Genomic DNA, 19,320 nt, shown 5'->3' with positions numbered 1-19,320 from the left:
CGTCTTGCCCTTTTTTGCAACATCTGATAAGATGAACCTAAACTTATTAAATTCATTTAATAAGTGGTATTGTTTTTAATAGGAAAGGTTCTGATCGATATGACAAATGTCTTTAAGACGCCGAAAGAGCTAAACGAACCGTTAATTTACCGTATCCGTGCAGGGCTCATCTTGTTAGGTAGTGCAACAAAAGCGGAGCTCAGTCAGAGATTGGGGATCAGCTTTCCGACGATCAGCAAATTTATAGCTCAGATGGAGAAGGACGGCGAAATCCGTTATACAGGTGATGATGATTCCAGCGGGGGCAGGAGGGCAAAGAGGTATACCTATGATCCTGAGTTCATGTTGGGACTGGCCATTTTCATCGAGAAAAATGAAACCAATTATTCGATATTCAACTGTCTTGGGCAGGTCAAAGAGCAGGGGACCAAACCAAGCGTCATACAACAAGATGCACAAATGCTTGGAGACCTTATTGAAACGTTGATCGAGAAATATCCAAGGCTTCGTTCCATTGCAATCGGAGTGCCTGGCGCTGTCGAAAATGGCAAAATCATTTTTATACCCCCGTATCAGCAGTACTTTAACTATGATCTGAAAGGGGAATTCGAATCCAAATTTCAGATACCCGTCGTGGTTGAAAATGATATGAATGCATCGGTACTTGGATATGCGTCGAACTACGAGATAGAGAATGAGTCGCTGATCTATCTGTATTTCGGCCAGAACGGGCCAGGGTCCGGCATTATGATTAATGGCGATGTTGTGCGAGGCAGCACCTTCTTCTCAGGTGAGATTTCATTCGTACCCCAGTATGATAATAGGACGTTTCTGCAAGCCTTGCAAAATGGGGGCAGCAACCATCGAATGTTATTAGCTGAAGATAATCAGATTGATGCGATCGCACGATTAATTGCCACATTCACTGCCATTATCAACCCTCGGACAGTTGTTTTCTGTGATGATGAAGTAGACGAAGTGCTTTTGAATAAGATTGTAGATAGAAGCTCGGCCTACATCCCGCAAGAACATTTGCCTCAACTCTTGAGGAGCAACTGGAGAGAGGACTACCTGGCCGGCTTGCAGAATTTAGCATTAAACTTGATGATTACGGATAGTTAATAGCAATCAGATTATTTTGGTATTGTTCGGGACGAAAGAAGCACTGCTAGGGTCATTCAGAGCAGGGCTTCTTTTCTATTTTATGGAATAAAACAGCTTGAAATCACGCATGATATAAACCGAGACTTGAGGAAGGGGGGAAGTGGCATGGAGCAGAGCATTCCAGCGGATGTTCACGAAAATGTACAGATGAATTATGATGCGTTACAGCATATTTTTCATAATTGTTCCGATATCGTATTTAGACCGTTAAAACTTATGGATCACTCAAATATTCTCCTCGTTTATATTGAAGAAATGACAGACTCAGATCGATTGGAGCAGATTATTTCGGCGTGTATGATGAGTCATGATTTTACAAGGCTCACACAGTATACGCCCGTTTTTGAATTATCAAAAATCGTAGCAGAAGTTTTGAAAGGCTGTACGGCTATTTTTTTGGACGGCAAGCCTTTTGCTTATATAGCAGACCTGACTGACTTCAAACAACGCGCAATTAATGAACCGTCTAATGAGGCTTCGATTCGTGGACCACGTGAGGGATTTACCGAAGATCTGAGAACAAATTTAAGCATGATTCGAAGAAAAATAAGCCATTCCACCTTAAAGTTCGAAATGCATCAAGCAGGAGATTTGACCCATACCGATTTTGTCGTAGCCTATATCGAAGATCAAGTGAAGCCGGAGCTGCTTCAGGAAGTCAGAAGCAGACTTCATTCTTTTCGAACGAATCAACTGCTGGATTCTGGCTATATCGAAGAATTTATCGAAGATAAGTCCTTATCCTTTTTTCCGCAAATCCAAAACACAGAGCGTCCAGACACCGTAGCCGCGAGTCTGCTTGCAGGCAGAGTAGCCATTATCGTCGATGGCTCTCCCAACGCTTTATTGCTGCCCATGACATTTTGGTCTGGCTTTCAAGCAGCAGAAGATCATTATGAACGCTTCTTATACGTTTCGGCAGTCAGAATTATACGTTTCTTGCTAACCCTCGTGTCTTGCTTACTACCTTCCGTGTATGTTGCGCTTACCACATTTCATCCGCAAATGATTCCACTAGCGTTAATGCTTAGTATATCAGTATCTAGAGAAGGCATACCGTTTCCAACCGTGATCGAAACTCTATTGATGGAACTGATGTTCGAGGGATTGCGGGAAGCAGGTCTCCGTCTGCCGAAAGCCATTGGTTCAGCTGTAAGTATCGTAGGCGCGCTGGTTATTGGCGAGGCTGCTGTGCAAGCAGGATTTATTTCAGCTCCGATTGTCATGATCGTTGCCGGAACAGGAATCGCATCGTTTGCTTTTCCGAGCTATAGTTTGGCATTACCGTATCGCATACTAAGATTTCCACTTCTTGTATTGGGCGGATTCTTAGGTTTGTATGGTGTTGCCATCGGGATCATGTTCGTTATGATTCATCTTGTGACACTGAAGTCATTCGGTGTTCCTTATTTAAGTCCGGTAACGCCAATTGGAAAAAAATTCTGGAAGGACACGCTTATACGAATGAACAGAAAATACGTATCAGCGTCGCGAAAACAATGAAGAAATTGTGTTTAATTCTGTCTTTGACAGTAACTCTGTTCATTTCCGGTTGTTGGGATAGGAATGAAATTAATGATTACGCTTTCTGGATAGGGACAGCCCTAGATCTATCGGAGAACGGTAAACTTACAAAAAGCGCTCAGGTTGCCGTTCCTGCTGATTTCAAAAGCAGTAAAGGAGGAGGAGGAACCGAAAAAAGGGCTAACATTGTACTTACAGCTTCCGGAACCACCATTGTTGATCTGACACAACAAATTCAAGACAAGCTTCCCAGGAAGGTTTTTCTTGGACACCGCAGGTCTATTTTTATTGGTGAAAAGCTAGCGAAAAAAGGTTTAGTTGATATTATGGATCAATTTACACGAAACACAGATACTCGGATGCGTACGGATATTTTCGTTGTCAATAATGGAGAAGGTAAAGACGTTTTGAAAATCAACAGTCCTTTTAGTCAGTTCTCAGCAATTGTGGCTGTTAATCAAGATCGGTTTTGCCGGTTAGGGGACACGGCTTTACGAGACGTCTTACTTGATATAGGGCGAGATGGCATCCGGCCATGCATGCCCATGGTTGAAATTACGCCGAATAATGAACAAGAGAAAAATGAGATCATCGAAGTGAAATCCGTAGCCATTTTTAATAAAAAATTGGCTATGGTCGGAGAAGTGAGCGGAAGAGAGTCACTGGAATTGTTCTGGGTGAAAGGTGTGTTAAAGGATCAATTTCTCACAGAAGAAACCGAGGAAGGCAGCATATCTTTATACGAATCCAACTTAAAAAAATCCATCCGAACTGAAGTAAATGGCCATACAATTAAAGCCTATGTGAAACTGGAGGGAAAAGGAAGAGTCCTTGAGAACAACACGGATATTGATATTTCCGTTTCGTCAGAACGTATCCCGTTGGAACGCAAGCTTAATGAAATGAAAGCCAAGAAAGTAGAAGCAACAATCAAGAAAATACAGCTTCAACTTGGCCAGGATGTGTTTGGGATCGGTGAAGAAATTCATAGAGACCATCCTTACCAATGGAAGGAACTTCGGGATAAATGGGATCAACTATTTCCGACTGTTGAAGTATCCGTGAATGTTAAATTGAAAATTCAGAATACGGGAGATATTGGCAAGCGTATCCCGGGAATAGGAGATAGAACGTGAAAATTACGCGTTGGCAATTGTTTTGGATGTTCACAACATTAGAAATTTCAATGAGTATTTGGCTCACGGTATCTCCTACGATTGAGACAGCTAGACAAGATGCCTGGATATCACTACTATTGGCAGGCGTAATTGGTATTATCGTGACAATGATTTTAGTTCTCGTTAGCCAGCGGCATTCGGCTTATACACTAGTCGAGTTTGCACAGAAGCTTTGTGGAAAATGGGTGGGAAAGTTAATCGCTGCATTGTATATTATGGTTTGGTTTTCAGTATCTGCAGACATTTTGCGAATATTCTCCTTATTTATTAAGCAATTTCTGTTTCACGATACACCGATTTGGGTCATCACAATCATGATGATCTCCGCTATGGTCTACATCAATTACGCGGGAAACATTGAAGCTATTGCTCGCTTCAGTGAAATGGCTGGACCCTTGCTGCTGTTAGGCATTCTCATTACTTTCGGATTAAATGTAACGAATCTGCACCCTGATTTAATTTTTCCTGTATTTGCAGACTCAGGGGTTATGGCAATATTGAAGGGTTCATTCGTGAACGCATCATTTCTAGGTGAGTCTATGATGATCATGATGTTAACGCCTTTTATCGTGAACTCGCAAAAGATGCTGAAGCCCGCGCTGCTTGCGATCTGTATTCCATCCTTGGTTGCTGTATTAACGGCAATTTTTGTTATTATGACATTTGGAACGAATATCGGCTCAACTTTAATTTATCCGTATTTTAGCATGGTTCGATTTATTAATTATTTAGAATTCATTCAAAATATGGATGTCTGGATTATGTTTATCTGGATTTTCAGCGTGTTCGTCAAGTTAGCCATATATTTGTTTATTAACAGTTATGGAACTGCGCAATTGCTTGGTGTTAAGAACTGGCGGATTCTCATCGGATTTGCTGCGATTGTCATTTTCGCAATTTCCTTAATTCCTGCGAATATCGTAGGTCTATTGGATTTCGCAAAGTTGGTATGGATTATTTACATTTTCCCAATTTTCATCGTGGGATTGCCGATCCTTTTATTGTTCGTTAGTTTCCTAAGAGGCCGCTCGCTCGCGCATGAATAACAGGTGATCCCTAAGAAATATAGATAATATCCGGGGATAGACGTTGAGTTGACTAATAGGACTATGAAGTGTATTTTAAAATAGATTGATCGTTCAATTCATAAGTGGGAAAGGAGGAACAGCATGTTTGGTGAATACAACAAGGTACAGCAAGCCGTTCTGGAAACAACGCTTAACATCATCATTCAGAAGGAACTACAAGCTACATCCATGGCGCTAATTGCCAAAGAATCCGGTGTATCGACAGGAAACATTTATCATTACTTTAAGAGCAAGGAAGATATAGTCAACGAACTCTATAAAGCAATTGTTACTTTTAATGGACATTATGTGCGCGAAGGCTTACAACAGGGCAAAACGATCCGTGAAAAGTTTGAGCTGGGCTGGAAGCGGGTCATTGAATTGGGTGAAAAATATCCGCAAGGGTTTCAATTCATCGAGCAGTATTCTTTCTCACCTTACATCTATGATGAGGTGAAGCGAGAGGTCTATACAGGTGGCTGGTGCGAACCGATGAATAAATTATATGAAGAAGCCATTAAACATAAGTTGTTCGTGCCGATGGATGCGCAAATGATGGTTCAAATGCATTACGGGTCATTCGTCTATATGTTAAAAGGTCAATCGTACGGGATATTTGAGTTAACGAATGAAAGTATCAACGAAGCCATCTGTTCCTGCTGGAATGCCGTTTCTCCTAAGGATGATACGGTAAAAGATCATGGATAGGTTCGATTCGTCGGACCAGCTTAGCTGCCCATGGTTTTAGAATTTCGATTTTTTGAATACAAAGGGACTTCTCTTTCAAATAAGAAAGTAATCTAAAAAATAGCCGCGTATCGCGGCTATTTTTTATTGCAAATTATGATTTAAAATTTTACCGGCAAGGGCGGTCAGTTGCAAACGTTCAGCTTGGGTTAGATTTGCGGTGATGGCATGGATTTGATGCTTAATCTCCTGACTAGCTACTTGAATAAGTTGCCTACCGGCAGGAGTCACACTCACATTAAATCCGCGTCGGTCGACGGGAGAAATGGTACGTTGGACGAGCCCGCGGCGTTCAGCGCGATCGATTAAACCGGTAATGCTGGATTTATCAAGGTTAAGGTACTGGGCTAGCTGCATCATGCTAGGTTCTCGATCCCGCAGAATGCCAAGCAAGCGAATTTGAATGATTGAAAGATCGTGCTCTGCTCCGACCTGGCCAAGAATAGAGTGAACGGCGAAAGAGAGTTGCACCAGTCCATCAAGGAACGATTGATCCATCGTATGGGTTGTTGGGTCATTATCCATTATTATTTCACTCCAAAAAATATATAAGATTAAAAGGACAGACAGCTTATGCGGCTGTGAATTCATCTTGTATTTTATCATAAAAGATATTGATTTTGTATGCCATGCGAGTTATATTGTTTGTGTAACAAACTAAATTTATGTGAAACGTGAATGGAGGTCATTTTATGCATGCTGCTGTTGTGCGTTCGTTCGATACTGCTCCGAAATATGAAATTGTCGATACTCCCATACCTTCTGAAAAAAATGATGTTCTTATAGATGTGATTGCTGCAGGTTTGCACCCCCGCGTGCGATCACAAGCCAATGGTTCCCATTATACAAGTTCCGATCAACTGCCGTTAGTTCCTGGCATCGATGGCGTTGGTCGTATGGCTAATGGTCAATTCATCTATTTTGTTGCACCTGACTCATCGATAGGGACGTTTGCAGAAAAGGCCGTCATTGACACTCGTCGAAGTGTAGCTTTGCCGGATGATGTTGATCCTATCCGGATTGCTGCGGCAATGAATCCAGCCATGTCATCTTGGGTAGCATTCCGCCGTCGAATTGATTTTCAGCAGGGACAAAAGGTTCTGGTTCTTGGTGCAACAGGGAATTCTGGACAGATGGCTGTGCAGATTGCAAAGCTTCTCGGCGCGAGCCAGGTGATTGGTGCTGGGCGAGATGAGAATCGCCTTAATGGCCTAAAGGATCTGGGGGCAGACGTGACAGTTTCCCTTGCGGGTGATCCGGAGGAATCTGCTGATCGACTGGGGGAGATTGCCTCTGAAGTCGACGTCGTCATCGACTATTTGTGGGGCAAACCAGCAGAACTTGCGATGTTACCCTTGCTTAAAAATAGATCGGAGCGAAGCCGGGCATTGTCATGGATTCAGATTGGGTCCATTGCAGGTCCTACGGCTGCAGTGCCTTCCGTCGCACTTCGATCAGCCAACTTTTGTTTGCTAGGCAGCGGTCAAGGTTCAGTCTCGACCTCAGGATATGTGGCCGAGCTGCCATCTTTAATCGATGTGATTGCTGCAGACAAGCTTGAAGTGAACTCGATATCTTTGCCGCTTTCCAAAGTTGAAGAAGTATGGAATGATGCTGCTTATGCCGGGCAGCGTGTTATCTTTATCCCGACGAAGTAGGTGGAAGGCATCCGCGCAGATGCGGAAAATCAAAAAAGAACCTGATAAAAATATCAGGTTCTTCCGTATTGCATATAAGTGCACACGGTGTTATAATCGGAACACGAATGTTTTGTTGTTGGTTTTAGGTCAAAGTTCATTCATCTTACACTCTAAGTGTACCATGTCGTCAATCCCTTGTCAAATGTTTTCTCAATTTAATGGTTAGGAGAGATGTAGAATGAGTTCTTTAGTTCTCGGTTTTCAGGAAATGGAGAAAACACAGCTTACCCTTGTTGGCGGAAAAGGTTTAAATTTAGGGGAACTATCAAAAATTCAAGGGATACAAGTACCAGAAGGATTTTGTGTGACAACTGTGGGATATCAACAAACGATCGAGAAAAACGAGTCTTATCATGCTTTTCTTGAACGCCTAAACTCACTGAAAGTTGGAGATCGAGATCAAATTAGTGAGATCAGCAGAAAGCTCCGACAACTTATTATAGAAGCCGAGATACCAAATGACGTAGTGAAAGAAGTTGCTCACTATCTTGCCAAGTTTGGCGAAGAACATGCCTATGCGGTGCGTTCCAGTGCAACTTCTGAAGATTTGCCACATGCCTCTTTTGCCGGTCAACAAGACACCTACTTAAATATTAGCGGTAAAGAAGCAATCCTACAGCATATCAGCAAATGTTGGGCTTCTTTATTTACGGACCGTGCGGTCATTTACCGTATGCAAAATGGTTTTGATCACAGCCAAGTTTATTTATCTGTTATTATTCAACGGATGGTCTTTCCGCAGGCTTCTGGAATTTTATTTACGGCTGATCCAATAACTTCTAACCGAAAGCAGCTATCCATCGATGCCAGTTTCGGGCTTGGCGAAGCGTTGGTCTCAGGCTTGGTATCTGCCGATTGTTATAAAGTACAAGATGACGAAATCGTCGATAAGCGGATCTCAATCAAAAAATTGGCTATCTATGGTCGAAAAGAAGGCGGGACAGAGACTCAGCCAATCGAACTTGATCAGCAAAAGGCACAAACCCTGACTGAACCACAAATTTTGCAATTGGCGCGCATCGGAAGACAAATTGAAGCCTATTTTGGATCTCCACAAGATATTGAGTGGTGTTTGGCTGATGGTACATTTTATATTGTCCAGAGTCGACCAATCACAACCTTATTCCCGATTCCTGAAGCGGATGATGAAGAAAATCACGTTTATTTATCCGTCGGGCATCAACAAATGATGACCGATCCCATCAAACCATTGGGATTGTCTTTTTACTTGCTAACGACGCCAGCACCCATGCGTAGAGCCGGTGGGAGATTGTTTGTTGATGTCACCAATCATCTGGCTTCACCTTCTCGAAGAGATCACTTGATTAATGTGCTCGGACCTAACGATCCGCTCATTAAAGACGCATTAACGACGATTATTAACCGTGGCGATTTCATCAAATTGGATCCAGATGAAGAAAAAAATCAGACTCCTGCTAACAGCAACAAAGTTATACCATCATCGCCACAAGTCGATTTCGGACCATTAATCGTTTCAGAATTGATCACAAAGAATCAAACGTCGATAAGAACGTTACAAGAAAACATACAATCGAAATCAGGCGTGGCTTTACTTGATTTTATTCTGGAAGATTTTCAGGAATTAAAAAGGGTTTTATTTGACCCACAAAGCTCGGCTGTTTTTATGGCAGCTATGAATGCTTCATCAAGGATCAATGAAAAAATGAACGAGTGGTTGGGCGAAAAGAATGTTGCAGATACGCTTTCGCAGTCTGTAGCAAACAATATTACTTCGGAAATGGGTCTAGCGCTCATGGATGTCGCGGATGTCATTCGTCCTTATCCGGAAGTCATTGAATATTTACAGCGGGTAAAAGATGATAATTTTTTGGATGAGCTTGTTAAATTTGCTGGTGGACCGGAAGTCCGTGACGCCATCGATGCTTATCTTCAAAAATACGGAATGCGATGCGCCGGAGAAATCGATGTGACGAGAACTCGTTGGAGTGAAAAACCAATGACACTAGTCCCTATGATACTCGGTAATATCAAAAATTTTGAACCGAATGCTGCTTATCGGAAATTCGAGCAAGGGCGACAGGAAGCTTTGGAAAAAGAGAAAGAGCTTATAGATCGATTACAACATTTACCGGACGGGGAAGAAAAAGTTGAAGAAACGAAGCGGTTGATCAGCCTAATTCGAAACTTCATCGGTTATCGTGAATATCCCAAATATGGGATGATTAGTCGCTACTTCGTATATAAGTTGGCTTTACTGAGAGAGGCCGAACAGCTCGTGAAAGCTAATCTTATAAGAGAAAAAGAAGATATTTATTATCTCACTTTTCAAGAACTTCACGAGGTCGTACGCAGGAATGAGCTGGATTATCAGATCATCAGCAAACGTAAGGATGATTACAAATTTTTTGAAAAACTAACTCCTCCGCGTGTCATGACGTCTGATGGGGAAATCATTGCAGGTGAGTATAAACGTGAAAATCTGCCTGCCAATGCCATTGTAGGACTACCCGTTTCTTCCGGAGTTATCGAGGGCAGAGCGCGTGTCATTTTAAACATGGAAGAGGCAAATATAGAAGAGGGGGATATCCTGGTCACTGCCTTTACTGATCCTGGCTGGACACCCTTGTTCGTATCTATAAAAGGACTAGTCACCGAAGTTGGGGGACTGATGACACATGGCGCAGTTATCGCGCGAGAATATGGCTTGCCGGCCGTTGTTGGCGTAGAAGATGCGACCAAATTGATTAAAGATGGGCAGCGCATCCGTGTGCATGGGACAGAAGGGTATATTGAGATATTGTAATAGCTTATTATCAAGTAAACTGGGATGTCATTAAAATCTAATGGCAATTCACGTTACCATGTGTGCCCCCGTTGATACGGTATTGGATGGAAGTCCACTATCATATCTGTGGGGGCATTTTTATGTAAACTAAACGTTATTAAAAGTAACATTAAAGACTTATCGAATAAAATTTTAAATATTTATGTTACATATATTAACATCAACAAAAGGCAAGCGTACTATAATCTACAATAAGGTTCATACAAATTCGTACTATTTTTCAAAAAAAGTTATGTGAAGGTTCAAAGAATCATCTAGAAAGTACGAAAGGAGCGAAACATGGAAGAGAAAGTTAACCGACAACTTTATTCAGATCTAGATGATTTGGATTACAGAATTGTAAAGTTTCTAGAAGACAATGCGCGCATGCCTTTCACGCAAATAGCAACCGAACTGGGTGTTACAGAGAGAACGATTCGAATGCGAGTGCAGCAAATGCAAAGTGATGGAATTCTAAGTTTAGTAGGTGTCGTTAATCCTATAAAAGCTGGAATTCGGATGCAAGCTTTAATCCAAATCGCTGTAGATCAGAACAAGCTTGATCAAGTCGTAGAGGAATTAATGGATACATATGAGGCGCGGTTGGTCGTTCTAACATCGGGTGAGTATCAATTGATCATTCAAGTTTTCACACGCGATTATGAAGAACTCTCAGAATTTTTGATGAAGAAACTTAATAGGGTGGATGGGATTACACGAACTAATGTGATAGTTGAATTGAAAGTGCTGAAATCTCGCCTGAAATTTATTCGCTAGACTAATAGTAACGGAGGAGAAACCAATGTTCACATTAAGGGATATTCGTTTGTTATTAGCAACATCTCTAGTTGGCACAATGTTTACTCTTACTGCATGTGGCGATAGTTCTACTAATACGATGAGTTCTGCCAGTCCAACCCTAAGCACAACAACGGCAAGCAATTCGGCTCCATCCGGAAATAAAATACTCAAAATCGGTTTAAAAGCAGACCCTCCTAACCTGGATCCTTACGGCTCATCGGCTCTCGTTGATCGAATGGTTCAAAATAGCATTTTTGATAAATTATTCGATCTTGACAAGGACGGTAAGATTATTCCTATGCTAGCAGAATCTTATGAAGTGGATAGCGCCGGTAAAAACTATACGATTAAATTGAAAAGTGGCGTGAAGTTCCAGGATGGAACAATTTTTAATGCAGAGGTTGTAAAGTTTAACTTTGAGCGCAATAAAGTGGACAAGTCCAAACGCAAAAACGAGTTAAAGTTCGTCGATAAGATAACAGTTGTAGACCCAGCCACCGTTAAGATCGAGTTATCGCAGCCATTCTCACCTTTTATTTCGGTACTTACCGACAGAGCTGGAATGATGGTTTCACCGGAAGCTGTTAAAAAATACGGCGATGATTTCCTTAATCATCCGGTCGGTACTGGCCCTTTCATCTTCGTTGAGCACGTCAATGGCGATCATGTCACTTTGAAAAGAAATGATAATTATTGGAATGGGAAGCCAAAGCTCGACGGTGTCGAATTCAAAGTATTTACGAACGGACCTGCAGCGATTCAAAACTTGAAATCGGGGCAATTGGATTTGCTTGATGATCTTACAGTCGCCACCAAACTTATTCCGAGCATTAAGGAAGATGCCAATTTAACCGTTATTTCCAATCCGGGTATGGGATATCAAGGCATTCATTTAAATACAACCAAAGAACCGTTTACGAATAAATATCTACGTGCAGCTGTCGATCGTGCTATTGATCGCGACACGGTTATTAAAGTGCTGATGGATGGATATGCCAGCCCTGCCAATTCACCATTCGCTCCAGGAAACTTAGCATATGGGGATTCGGACAAAGTTGAAAAGCCAGATCCTGCAACAATTAAAGATTTGCTCGCCAAAGGCGGAAAACCGGACGGTTTCTCCTTCAAGTTCCAGATTGGGACTTCTCCGTCCCAGGAACAGTTTGGAGCTGTCGTTCAAAACATGCTAAAGCCTTATAACATAACAGTGGAGCTAGAAAAAATAGAATTCGGACAGTTATTAGAAAATGGTGATAAAGGTAACTTCCAAGCTTTACAAATAGGCTGGTCTGGGCGTCCAGATCCGGATCAAAGTTTCTATGATTTCGTTGTAACAAAAGGGCCGCAAAACTATTCGCATTCATCGATTCCGGAGATTGACAAATTGGCAACCGAAGGAAGACAAGAATTAGATGATGCAAAACGTAAAGCTATTTACGATAAGGCAATGACAATTCTGCATGATGAAGCTAATTATGTGTACCTTTACCATATTAACAATGTATTCGGTCTTTCCAAAAAAATAAGTGGATTTAACTATGTGCCCGATGGTGTCTTCCGCACCGCAACGATAGATAAAAAATAATCACATGATATCAAGAGGTGGACTTGCATGAGTTTCTTAATTCGCAGAATTGTACTCACGATTCCAATACTCTTCTTGGTGTCGATCATGACATTTTCCCTGATCCATCTGATTCCGGGCGATCCCGCCCGGGTCATCTTGGGCCAGGAAGCGACACCGGAAACGTACCAAGCTTTAAGACACGAATTGGGATTGGATCAACCGATTGTTATTCAGTATGTGAACTGGTTAGGGAAAGTGCTCCGTGGTGATCTAGGAATGTCCATTACCGATCATGTTCCTGTGATTCAATTAATCTCTCAACGATTACCTGCAACGATAGAATTGACGATCGGAACATTTATCGTGGCAGTTCTCATTGCAATTCCTACTGGAATTCTTGCGGCGGCGCGACGAAAAACTTGGCTGGATTATACAAGCACATTTACAGCGCTTGGCGGAATGAGTGTGCCGAACTTCTGGCTTGGTATGATGCTTATCATTTTTTTTTCGGTAAAACACAATTGGCTGCCCTCATCGGGATATACACCGATTACACAAAATTTGGCACAAAATATAACGGCGATGATTCTCCCTTGCCTTGCAACTGGGCTTCGGGAGTCTGCTGTATTAATGAGAATGCTTCGTTCGAGTTTGCTTGATGTTGTAAATATGGATTTTGTAAGGACAGCAAAAGCAAAAGGATTAAATGAGTTTCGTACGATCATAGGGCATGTGCTGCGTAATGCGTTGATACCTGTTGTCACGACATCCGGCATTATGATTGCAGGTCTGCTTGGCGGACTTGTGATCACGGAATCTATCTTTTCAATTCCAGGCTTTGGTCGCTTGATCGTTGAATCTGTTTTCAAACGGGACTATGTTACCGTTCAAGGCGCCATACTCATTTCCGCTGCTCTGGTTGTTCTTGTCAATTTATGCGTAGACCTGCTCTACGCCGCTATCGATCCTCGCATCAGGGCTGGAGAGGGGTGAGGTAATGAAAGAGTTCAAGAAGTTTTTTCGCACAGGACTAGGATTGATTGGTGCTCTTATAATCGTTTCTTTACTTCTTGCAGCGATTTTTGCTCAACAAATAGCCCCGATTGATCCGAATGCTCAAGATTATAACCATATTTTAGAGAAGCCAGGTAAAGATCATTTTTTTGGTACTGACGATCTTGGCCGTGATATTTTCTCACGCGTTATTCATGGGGCGCAAATTTCTATTAAAGCTGCGGTAATTTCCGTTGGCATTGCTTTATTGATTGGCATTCCTATTGGTCTGTTATCTGGGTATTATCGCGGTTTTTGGGATGAGTGGATTGTTATGAGGTCTGTTGACGCCATGCAGGCATTCCCATTTCTCATTTTGGCCTTAGCTATAGCAGCGGTTCTAGGGACAGGCTTCGGTAATGCGATGTTGGCTATTGGAATCGGGTTTGCCCCTTCCTTTGTGCGTATTACTCGCGGTCAGGTTCTGGCGCTGAGAAGTCTTGAATATATTCAAGCTGCGAAGGCGATCGGAGTCAAAGATCGAAACATTATCTTTGGACATATTCTTCCCAATGCATTAAGTCCAATTATTATTCAATCCACCTTAGCCATGGCATCCGGTATTCTGGCTGAAGCTTCCTTATCTTATCTAGGTCTTGGTGTACAGCCGCCGGCACCATCTTGGGGAAGCATGTTGAATCAAGCTCAGGGCTTACTTTCAGCAGCTCCGTATGCCGCCTATTTCCCTGGGGCTGCGATCTTTCTTGTTGTTCTTGGCTTTAATCTACTTGGAGATGGCCTGCAGCAATATCTGGATCCAAAGGTAAAGGAATAGGAGGTGGATATCGTGAGCTTACTATTAGAGATTACAAATCTAAAAACAAGTTTCAAGACAGTTCACGGAAAGATTACTGTAGTGGACGGAGTGCATCTCAGCATGTTACCTGGACAAACATTAGGAATAGTAGGTGAATCCGGAAGCGGCAAGAGCGTGACAAGCTTGTCGATTATGGGACTTCTTCCGCAGACAGGATATGCTGAAGGTGAAATCCGATTCAATGGTCAAGATTTACTATCTTACTCAGAAAAGCAGATGCAGAATATTCGCGGTAACGAAATCTCAATGATTTTTCAGGACCCTTTAACATCTTTGAACCCTTTACATACCATAGGCCGTCAAATTCAAGAGTCAATCCGCATTCATCAGAAGATAAAAAAAGTCGAAGCAAAACAGAAAGTAATAGCTTTGTTAAAGGCTGTGGGCATGCCGCGACCCGAAGAAATTTATCATGAATATCCTTATCAACTATCTGGCGGTATGAGACAACGGGTGATGATTGCGATGGCTATGGCCTGCGAGCCGAAGCTGATTATTGCGGACGAACCGACAACGGCTCTGGATGTGACTATTCAAGCACAAATTCTTGATCTTATGCGGGAGTTAAAGGAGCATTCTGACACTTCTATTTTATTAATCACCCATGACCTTGGTATCGTAGCAGAAATGTGTGATCAAGTAATTGTTATGTATGCCGGGCAGGTCGTCGAGGAGACAGATGTAAATACATTATTCGATAACCCCAAGCATCCGTATACGATAGGACTTATGAACTCGTTGCCCGATATAAATAACGATAGGGAATACTTGGCTGCCATTCCGGGTTCTGTCCCGTTTGCCCATCAAATGCCCCAAGGCTGCAGATATTCTACACGTTGCAGCCAGGTGATGGAACAATGTTTATCAGAGACGCCGCCATTATTTACAAAAGCAAATCATAAATGTAGATGTTGGTTGTTCGCGGAAGGAGGGCTTGGGAATGAGCAAACCGCTCCTGGAAGTGAGGGGATTAACCAAATTCTTTCCTATTAAACAAGGTTTCTTCAATCGAAAGTATGGTTATGTAAGAGCTGTGGATGGTGTCCATTTTCAGGTCTCCACAGGCGAAACCTTGGGAATTGTAGGTGAATCTGGCTGCGGTAAATCAACGACAGGGCGGAGTATAATCAGATTAATCGAGCCGACCGCAGGTGAAGTATTATTCGAAGGTAAGGATTTAGCGAAGCTTTCCAATGAAGTCATGCGCAGAATGAGAAAAGACATTCAAATCATTTTTCAAGACCCCTATGCATCATTAAATCCGAGAAAAACAATCCGCCAAATCCTATTGGAACCGCTTCATGTTCATCAAGTGGGAACTAAAGCCGAGAGGATTCAAAACATTGAAGAGATGATAGAAATCGTTGGCTTGAAAAAAGAACATTTGGATCGTTATCCGCATGATTTCTCAGGCGGCCAAAGACAACGTATCGGGATAGCCCGCGCCCTTATCGTTAAACCGAAGCTCATTATCGCGGATGAAGCGGTTTCGGCGCTGGATGTTTCCATACAAGCTCAAATTCTAAATTTGTTGAAAGATCTTAAAAAGAAATTAAATCTGACTGTGATTTTTATCTCACATGATTTATCCGTTATCAAACATACTTGCGATCGTGTAGCAGTTATGTATTTAGGGAAAATTGTTGAGATTGCTGATAAGCAGGAGCTTTTCCGGAATCCATGCCATCCATATACCAAAGCACTGCTTTCAGCATTACCAGTCGCAGATCCACTAGCCAAAAGAGCACGCATTATTCTTAAAGGAGATCTGCCGTCTCCTACAAATCCACCTTCCGGTTGCTCGTTTCACACTAGGTGCGAGTATGCGAAGGATATCTGCAAATCAATTGCTCCCACGCTTACCGAAATCTATGCAGGTCAACTGGTTTCATGCCACTTTGTTCAAGAAGGAATTGATCATACAGCAACTTCACGAGGATACGTGGAGAAAAGAGGTTAAACATGAATTATGACGCGACTCAGTATCCTTATTCTTCGAGAAGACATACTGTTTTTTCGAAAAATGGCATGGTGGCTACTTCTCAGCCGCTCGCAGCCCAAGCAGGATTAGACATTTTGAAAAAAGGTGGCAACGCGATTGATGCAGCCATTGCTACAGCTGCCTGTTTAACAGTTGTCGAACCTACATCCAACGGCATAGGCGGAGATGCGTTTGCGCTAGTTTGGGTAAAAGATCAGTTGTATGGATTGAATGCCAGCGGGCCTGCGCCCAAGTCCATATCCATTGAAGCTGTAAAGAATGCGGGTTACGAGGAAATGCCGCAATATGGGTTTATTCCTGTAACGGTACCAGGGACTCCGGGCGCTTGGGCGGCTTTGTCCAAAAGATTCGGTAAGCTTCCTCTAACCGAAGTCTTGAAACCAGCCATTGCATATGCTGAACACGGGTATCCGATTTCTCCAACTCTTGGAAAGTACTGGGGAGCTGGATATAAGAAGTTCAAAGCGGAAGCTGTTGGTGAACAATTTCAAAGCTGGTTCAAAACTTTTGCACCGGAAGGAAGAGCGCCTCGCATTGGGGAGGTGTGGAAGTCACCGGATCATGCTAAAACACTAAGATTGATAGCGGAGACCGGGGCGGAAGAATTTTATCGCGGCGATTTAGCTGCTCAGATCGACCGATTTTCAAAACAGTATGGCGGTTTTATATCCAAAGAGGACCTTGCTGATTTTCATCCTGAATGGGTGAAGCCCATTCATGTTAATTACAAAGGCTACGATGTATGGGAACTCCCACCAAATGGACAGGGAATGGTCGCTTTGATGGCTCTAAACATCTTAAAAGGATTTCATTTTGCTGCCAAGGATAATGTTGAAGTTTACCATAAACAAATTGAAGCGATCAAGTTGGCCTTTGCCGATGGGTTACACTATATTACGCAGTTTGATAAAATGACGGTTTCGGTTGAAGATTTGCTTTCCGATAACTACGCAGACCGCAGGAGAGCGCTGCTTAACGATTTGGCTGCACAACCTGCAGCAGGAGATCCCCCAAGAGGAGGAACCGTTTATCTTTGTGCGGCAGATGATGAGGGAAATATGATTTCCTATATTCAAAGTAATTATATGGGTTTTGGGTCTGGTCTTGTCGTTCCGGGAACGGGAATTGCTTTGCAAAACCGGGGGCATAATTTCTCCCTTAATCCTGAGCACAATAATCGTTTAGAACCAGGGAAGAAAACATTTCATACGATTATTCCGGGATTTTTATCTAAGAATGGGAAAGCAATCGGTCCATTCGGTGTTATGGGCGGATTTATGCAGCCACAGGGTCATGTGCAGGTTGTTATGAATATGATCGATTTTCACCTTAATCCGCAAGCGGCACTAGATGCACCTAGATGGCAGTGGGTAAAGGATAAAACTGTCCTTCTGGAGCACTCCGTTCCGGAACATATCGCACAGGAATTGGTCAAAAGAGGACATAACATTGAATGGGCTTTGGATTCAGGCTCTTTTGGTCGGGGGCAAGTGATTATACGTGATGAATTTGATGTTTATGCTGGTGGAACTGAGCCAAGAACGGATGGATCTATTGCTGCATGGTGATTTAAGGATATGTCTGGTGATTTGAACAAATATTCTATATGAGGCCGCGTATATCGCGGTCTTTTTAGCATAGATTTTATATGTTTTTGGGCTTATGGGGAACTATGATCCCTTATTTGTGTGAAAAAGCAATTTTTCATCTAGTTAGGGAAACTACAGTTCGCTAATTCGCCACTATTGCTTGGAAATCGGGCCATGGGGAAGAAATAAGTCTCTGTAGTTCCGCTCAAGGGGGATGACAGCTCGGTTTATCTAAAATAGGGGACTCCAGTTCCCTTTCATTTGATAATTGGGGTAGAAGCACGTATTCATGTACGCCATTCTGTTCCATTATGTGGTAATATGTTGAGTAATTAGCTCCTATTTTATAAGGGAGGACAAGGATGAAGTACGCGGCACATTTGGGCATACTCTCGTCGTTAGGATCGATAACGCTTTGGCTGATTTTTGTCTCTTATAACCCGTACAATTCTGAGCAAGTAAGTAATGACGTTTTCCTGAGATCAGTTTTGTTTCTTTTAGTCCCTGCATGTTTAGCGTTGATAGGTTCAATAATTAACAATCGAATTATATTGTTCATAGCATTCATCTGGTCACTTCCTATAAGCCTCTATTTAGCTATGACACCCAGCATCTTTAAATTGTTCATCGTTACTTCAATTTGCTACCTACTTAGCGCCATATGGATGAGGAATCGTCAGAAAAAACAGCTGTAAGATTAACGTAGTATTCTGGAGGCGAGAAAATGTCAGTAAAAAAAGCCATACATCACATTGATAATGAACTAACAAGAACATTAAATGATTACTATTCTTGGTTAGATGTTCATTCAGATTTGCTTAGGTTTAGACCTAAGGTTGGTTGGAGTATAGAACAAATTTTAGAGCATGTCACATTAACTAACTATTTCCTATTAATTTTGATTCGAAAAGGAAAGAAAAAAGCTCTAGATCTTGCAATACCGATAAATCTAGATCACGCAGTTTCTAATTACGTATACAATTTAGGGGAGCTTGATCTAATTGATAAACATAAATCATTTGTCTGGATACGACCTGAACATATGGAACCAATTGGAGATAAGTCAATATCCGAAATAAAAAGTTTAATGGAAGAGCAGATAAATGAATGCAAAGAAATACTTAAAGAACTACCGAATGGAGAAGGCATTTTATTTCAAACTACAATGACAGTAATCAATCTTGGAAAGATTGATGTTTACCAGTATATTTATTTCCTATGTCAGCACGCCAAACGTCATATTTCTCAAATGGAACGTGTAAGAGATGAGTTTAGTAACTTCAAGATTGCTGAATAGAACCGTAT

At 42.1% G+C, this 19,320-nt stretch carries 16 protein-coding genes; 15 read left to right on the top strand and 1 reads right to left on the bottom strand.

The window, feature by feature from the left end; genetic code table 11:
- Nucleotides 1-99: 99 nt before the first annotated feature.
- The 5 genes from RQP52_RS08355 to RQP52_RS08335 all read left to right on the top strand — a co-directional run bounded on the left by RQP52_RS08355 (nucleotide 100) and on the right by RQP52_RS08335 (nucleotide 5,641).
- Entirely contained in the window at nucleotides 100-1,122 is a 1,023-nt protein-coding gene (locus RQP52_RS08355; protein ID WP_315950764.1) for an ROK family transcriptional regulator, read from the top strand.
- A gap of 147 nt (nucleotides 1,123-1,269) precedes the next feature.
- On the top strand, nucleotides 1,270-2,667 hold the full coding sequence (locus RQP52_RS08350) for a spore germination protein (RefSeq protein WP_315950763.1): 1,398 nt from the start codon (nucleotides 1,270-1,272) through the stop codon (nucleotides 2,665-2,667).
- Nucleotides 2,664-3,824 (top strand): Ger(x)C family spore germination protein, encoded by a 1,161-nt coding sequence (locus tag RQP52_RS08345; protein ID WP_315950762.1) that lies wholly within the window; start codon nucleotides 2,664-2,666, stop codon nucleotides 3,822-3,824. The genes RQP52_RS08350 and RQP52_RS08345 overlap by 4 nt, the downstream gene beginning before the upstream one ends.
- Entirely contained in the window at nucleotides 3,821-4,912 is a 1,092-nt protein-coding gene (locus RQP52_RS08340; protein ID WP_315950761.1) for a GerAB/ArcD/ProY family transporter, read from the top strand. The genes RQP52_RS08345 and RQP52_RS08340 overlap by 4 nt, the downstream gene beginning before the upstream one ends.
- Nucleotides 4,913-5,035: 123 nt before the next feature.
- Nucleotides 5,036-5,641: a TetR/AcrR family transcriptional regulator gene (locus RQP52_RS08335; RefSeq protein ID WP_315950760.1), complete on the top strand. Its 606-nt coding sequence runs from the start codon at nucleotides 5,036-5,038 to the stop codon at nucleotides 5,639-5,641.
- Between the two features lie 123 nt (nucleotides 5,642-5,764).
- On the opposite strand, the gene RQP52_RS08330 is transcribed toward RQP52_RS08335, so the two are convergent.
- Nucleotides 5,765-6,151: a MarR family winged helix-turn-helix transcriptional regulator gene (locus tag RQP52_RS08330; protein WP_315950759.1), complete on the bottom strand. Its 387-nt coding sequence runs from the start codon at nucleotides 6,149-6,151 to the stop codon at nucleotides 5,765-5,767.
- Nucleotides 6,152-6,372: 221 nt separating this feature from the next.
- On the opposite strand from RQP52_RS08330, the gene RQP52_RS08325 reads away from it, so the two are divergent.
- From RQP52_RS08325 to RQP52_RS08280, 10 genes are all read left to right on the top strand, one after another.
- Nucleotides 6,373-7,338, top strand: a complete 966-nt coding sequence (locus RQP52_RS08325) for a zinc-binding alcohol dehydrogenase family protein (protein WP_315950758.1) — start codon at nucleotides 6,373-6,375, stop codon at nucleotides 7,336-7,338.
- A gap of 220 nt (nucleotides 7,339-7,558) precedes the next feature.
- On the top strand, nucleotides 7,559-10,165 hold the full coding sequence (gene ppsA / locus RQP52_RS08320; RefSeq protein WP_315950757.1) for a phosphoenolpyruvate synthase: 2,607 nt from the start codon (nucleotides 7,559-7,561) through the stop codon (nucleotides 10,163-10,165).
- Nucleotides 10,166-10,486: 321 nt separating this feature from the next.
- Nucleotides 10,487-10,963, top strand: a complete 477-nt coding sequence (locus RQP52_RS08315; protein ID WP_127450662.1) for an Lrp/AsnC family transcriptional regulator — start codon at nucleotides 10,487-10,489, stop codon at nucleotides 10,961-10,963.
- A gap of 25 nt (nucleotides 10,964-10,988) precedes the next feature.
- The gene (locus RQP52_RS08310) at nucleotides 10,989-12,572 is read left to right on the top strand and encodes an ABC transporter substrate-binding protein (RefSeq protein WP_315950756.1); all 1,584 of its coding nucleotides are present in this window, start codon (nucleotides 10,989-10,991) and stop codon (nucleotides 12,570-12,572) included.
- Between the two features lie 27 nt (nucleotides 12,573-12,599).
- Nucleotides 12,600-13,547, top strand: a complete 948-nt coding sequence (locus RQP52_RS08305; protein ID WP_315950755.1) for an ABC transporter permease — start codon at nucleotides 12,600-12,602, stop codon at nucleotides 13,545-13,547.
- Nucleotides 13,548-13,551: 4 nt separating this feature from the next.
- The gene (locus RQP52_RS08300) at nucleotides 13,552-14,382 is read left to right on the top strand and encodes an ABC transporter permease (RefSeq protein ID WP_315950754.1); all 831 of its coding nucleotides are present in this window, start codon (nucleotides 13,552-13,554) and stop codon (nucleotides 14,380-14,382) included.
- Nucleotides 14,383-14,394: 12 nt separating this feature from the next.
- A complete protein-coding gene (locus tag RQP52_RS08295) occupies nucleotides 14,395-15,417 on the top strand; it encodes an ABC transporter ATP-binding protein (protein WP_315950753.1) in 1,023 nt (340 codons plus the stop codon).
- Entirely contained in the window at nucleotides 15,365-16,384 is a 1,020-nt protein-coding gene (locus RQP52_RS08290; protein WP_315950752.1) for an ABC transporter ATP-binding protein, read from the top strand. The genes RQP52_RS08295 and RQP52_RS08290 overlap by 53 nt, the downstream gene beginning before the upstream one ends.
- A 2-nt stretch (nucleotides 16,385-16,386) precedes the next feature.
- Nucleotides 16,387-17,994, top strand: a complete 1,608-nt coding sequence (locus tag RQP52_RS08285; RefSeq protein ID WP_315950751.1) for a gamma-glutamyltransferase family protein — start codon at nucleotides 16,387-16,389, stop codon at nucleotides 17,992-17,994.
- A gap of 745 nt (nucleotides 17,995-18,739) precedes the next feature.
- Entirely contained in the window at nucleotides 18,740-19,312 is a 573-nt protein-coding gene (locus tag RQP52_RS08280; RefSeq protein ID WP_315950750.1) for a DinB family protein, read from the top strand.
- Nucleotides 19,313-19,320: the final 8 nt, after the last annotated feature.

The organism is Paenibacillus violae (assembly GCF_032461945.1).
Lineage (GTDB): Bacteria > Bacillota > Bacilli > Paenibacillales > NBRC-103111 > Paenibacillus_E > Paenibacillus_E violae.
The sequence above is the reverse complement of the archived record's forward strand: the minus strand, read 5'-3'. Positions and strand labels throughout refer to the sequence as shown.

Excerpts from the sequence above, each read along its gene's own strand:
- ppsA (WP_315950757.1), top strand. The coding sequence starts at position 7,559 with ATGAGTTCTTTAGTTCTCGGTTTTCAGGAAATGGAGAAAACACAGCTT.
- RQP52_RS08290 (WP_315950752.1), top strand. The coding sequence starts at position 15,365 with ATGAGCAAACCGCTCCTGGAAGTGAGGGGATTAACCAAATTCTTTCCT.
- RQP52_RS08305 (WP_315950755.1), top strand. The coding sequence starts at position 12,600 with ATGAGTTTCTTAATTCGCAGAATTGTACTCACGATTCCAATACTCTTC.
- RQP52_RS08300 (WP_315950754.1), top strand. The coding sequence starts at position 13,552 with ATGAAAGAGTTCAAGAAGTTTTTTCGCACAGGACTAGGATTGATTGGT.
- RQP52_RS08355 (WP_315950764.1), top strand. The coding sequence starts at position 100 with ATGACAAATGTCTTTAAGACGCCGAAAGAGCTAAACGAACCGTTAATT.
- RQP52_RS08285 (WP_315950751.1), top strand. The coding sequence starts at position 16,387 with ATGAATTATGACGCGACTCAGTATCCTTATTCTTCGAGAAGACATACT.
- RQP52_RS08280 (WP_315950750.1), top strand. The coding sequence starts at position 18,740 with ATGTCAGTAAAAAAAGCCATACATCACATTGATAATGAACTAACAAGA.
- RQP52_RS08315 (WP_127450662.1), top strand. The coding sequence starts at position 10,487 with ATGGAAGAGAAAGTTAACCGACAACTTTATTCAGATCTAGATGATTTG.
- RQP52_RS08335 (WP_315950760.1), top strand. The coding sequence starts at position 5,036 with ATGTTTGGTGAATACAACAAGGTACAGCAAGCCGTTCTGGAAACAACG.
- RQP52_RS08325 (WP_315950758.1), top strand. The coding sequence starts at position 6,373 with ATGCATGCTGCTGTTGTGCGTTCGTTCGATACTGCTCCGAAATATGAA.
- RQP52_RS08345 (WP_315950762.1), top strand. The coding sequence starts at position 2,664 with ATGAAGAAATTGTGTTTAATTCTGTCTTTGACAGTAACTCTGTTCATT.
- RQP52_RS08350 (WP_315950763.1), top strand. The coding sequence starts at position 1,270 with ATGGAGCAGAGCATTCCAGCGGATGTTCACGAAAATGTACAGATGAAT.
- RQP52_RS08310 (WP_315950756.1), top strand. The coding sequence starts at position 10,989 with ATGTTCACATTAAGGGATATTCGTTTGTTATTAGCAACATCTCTAGTT.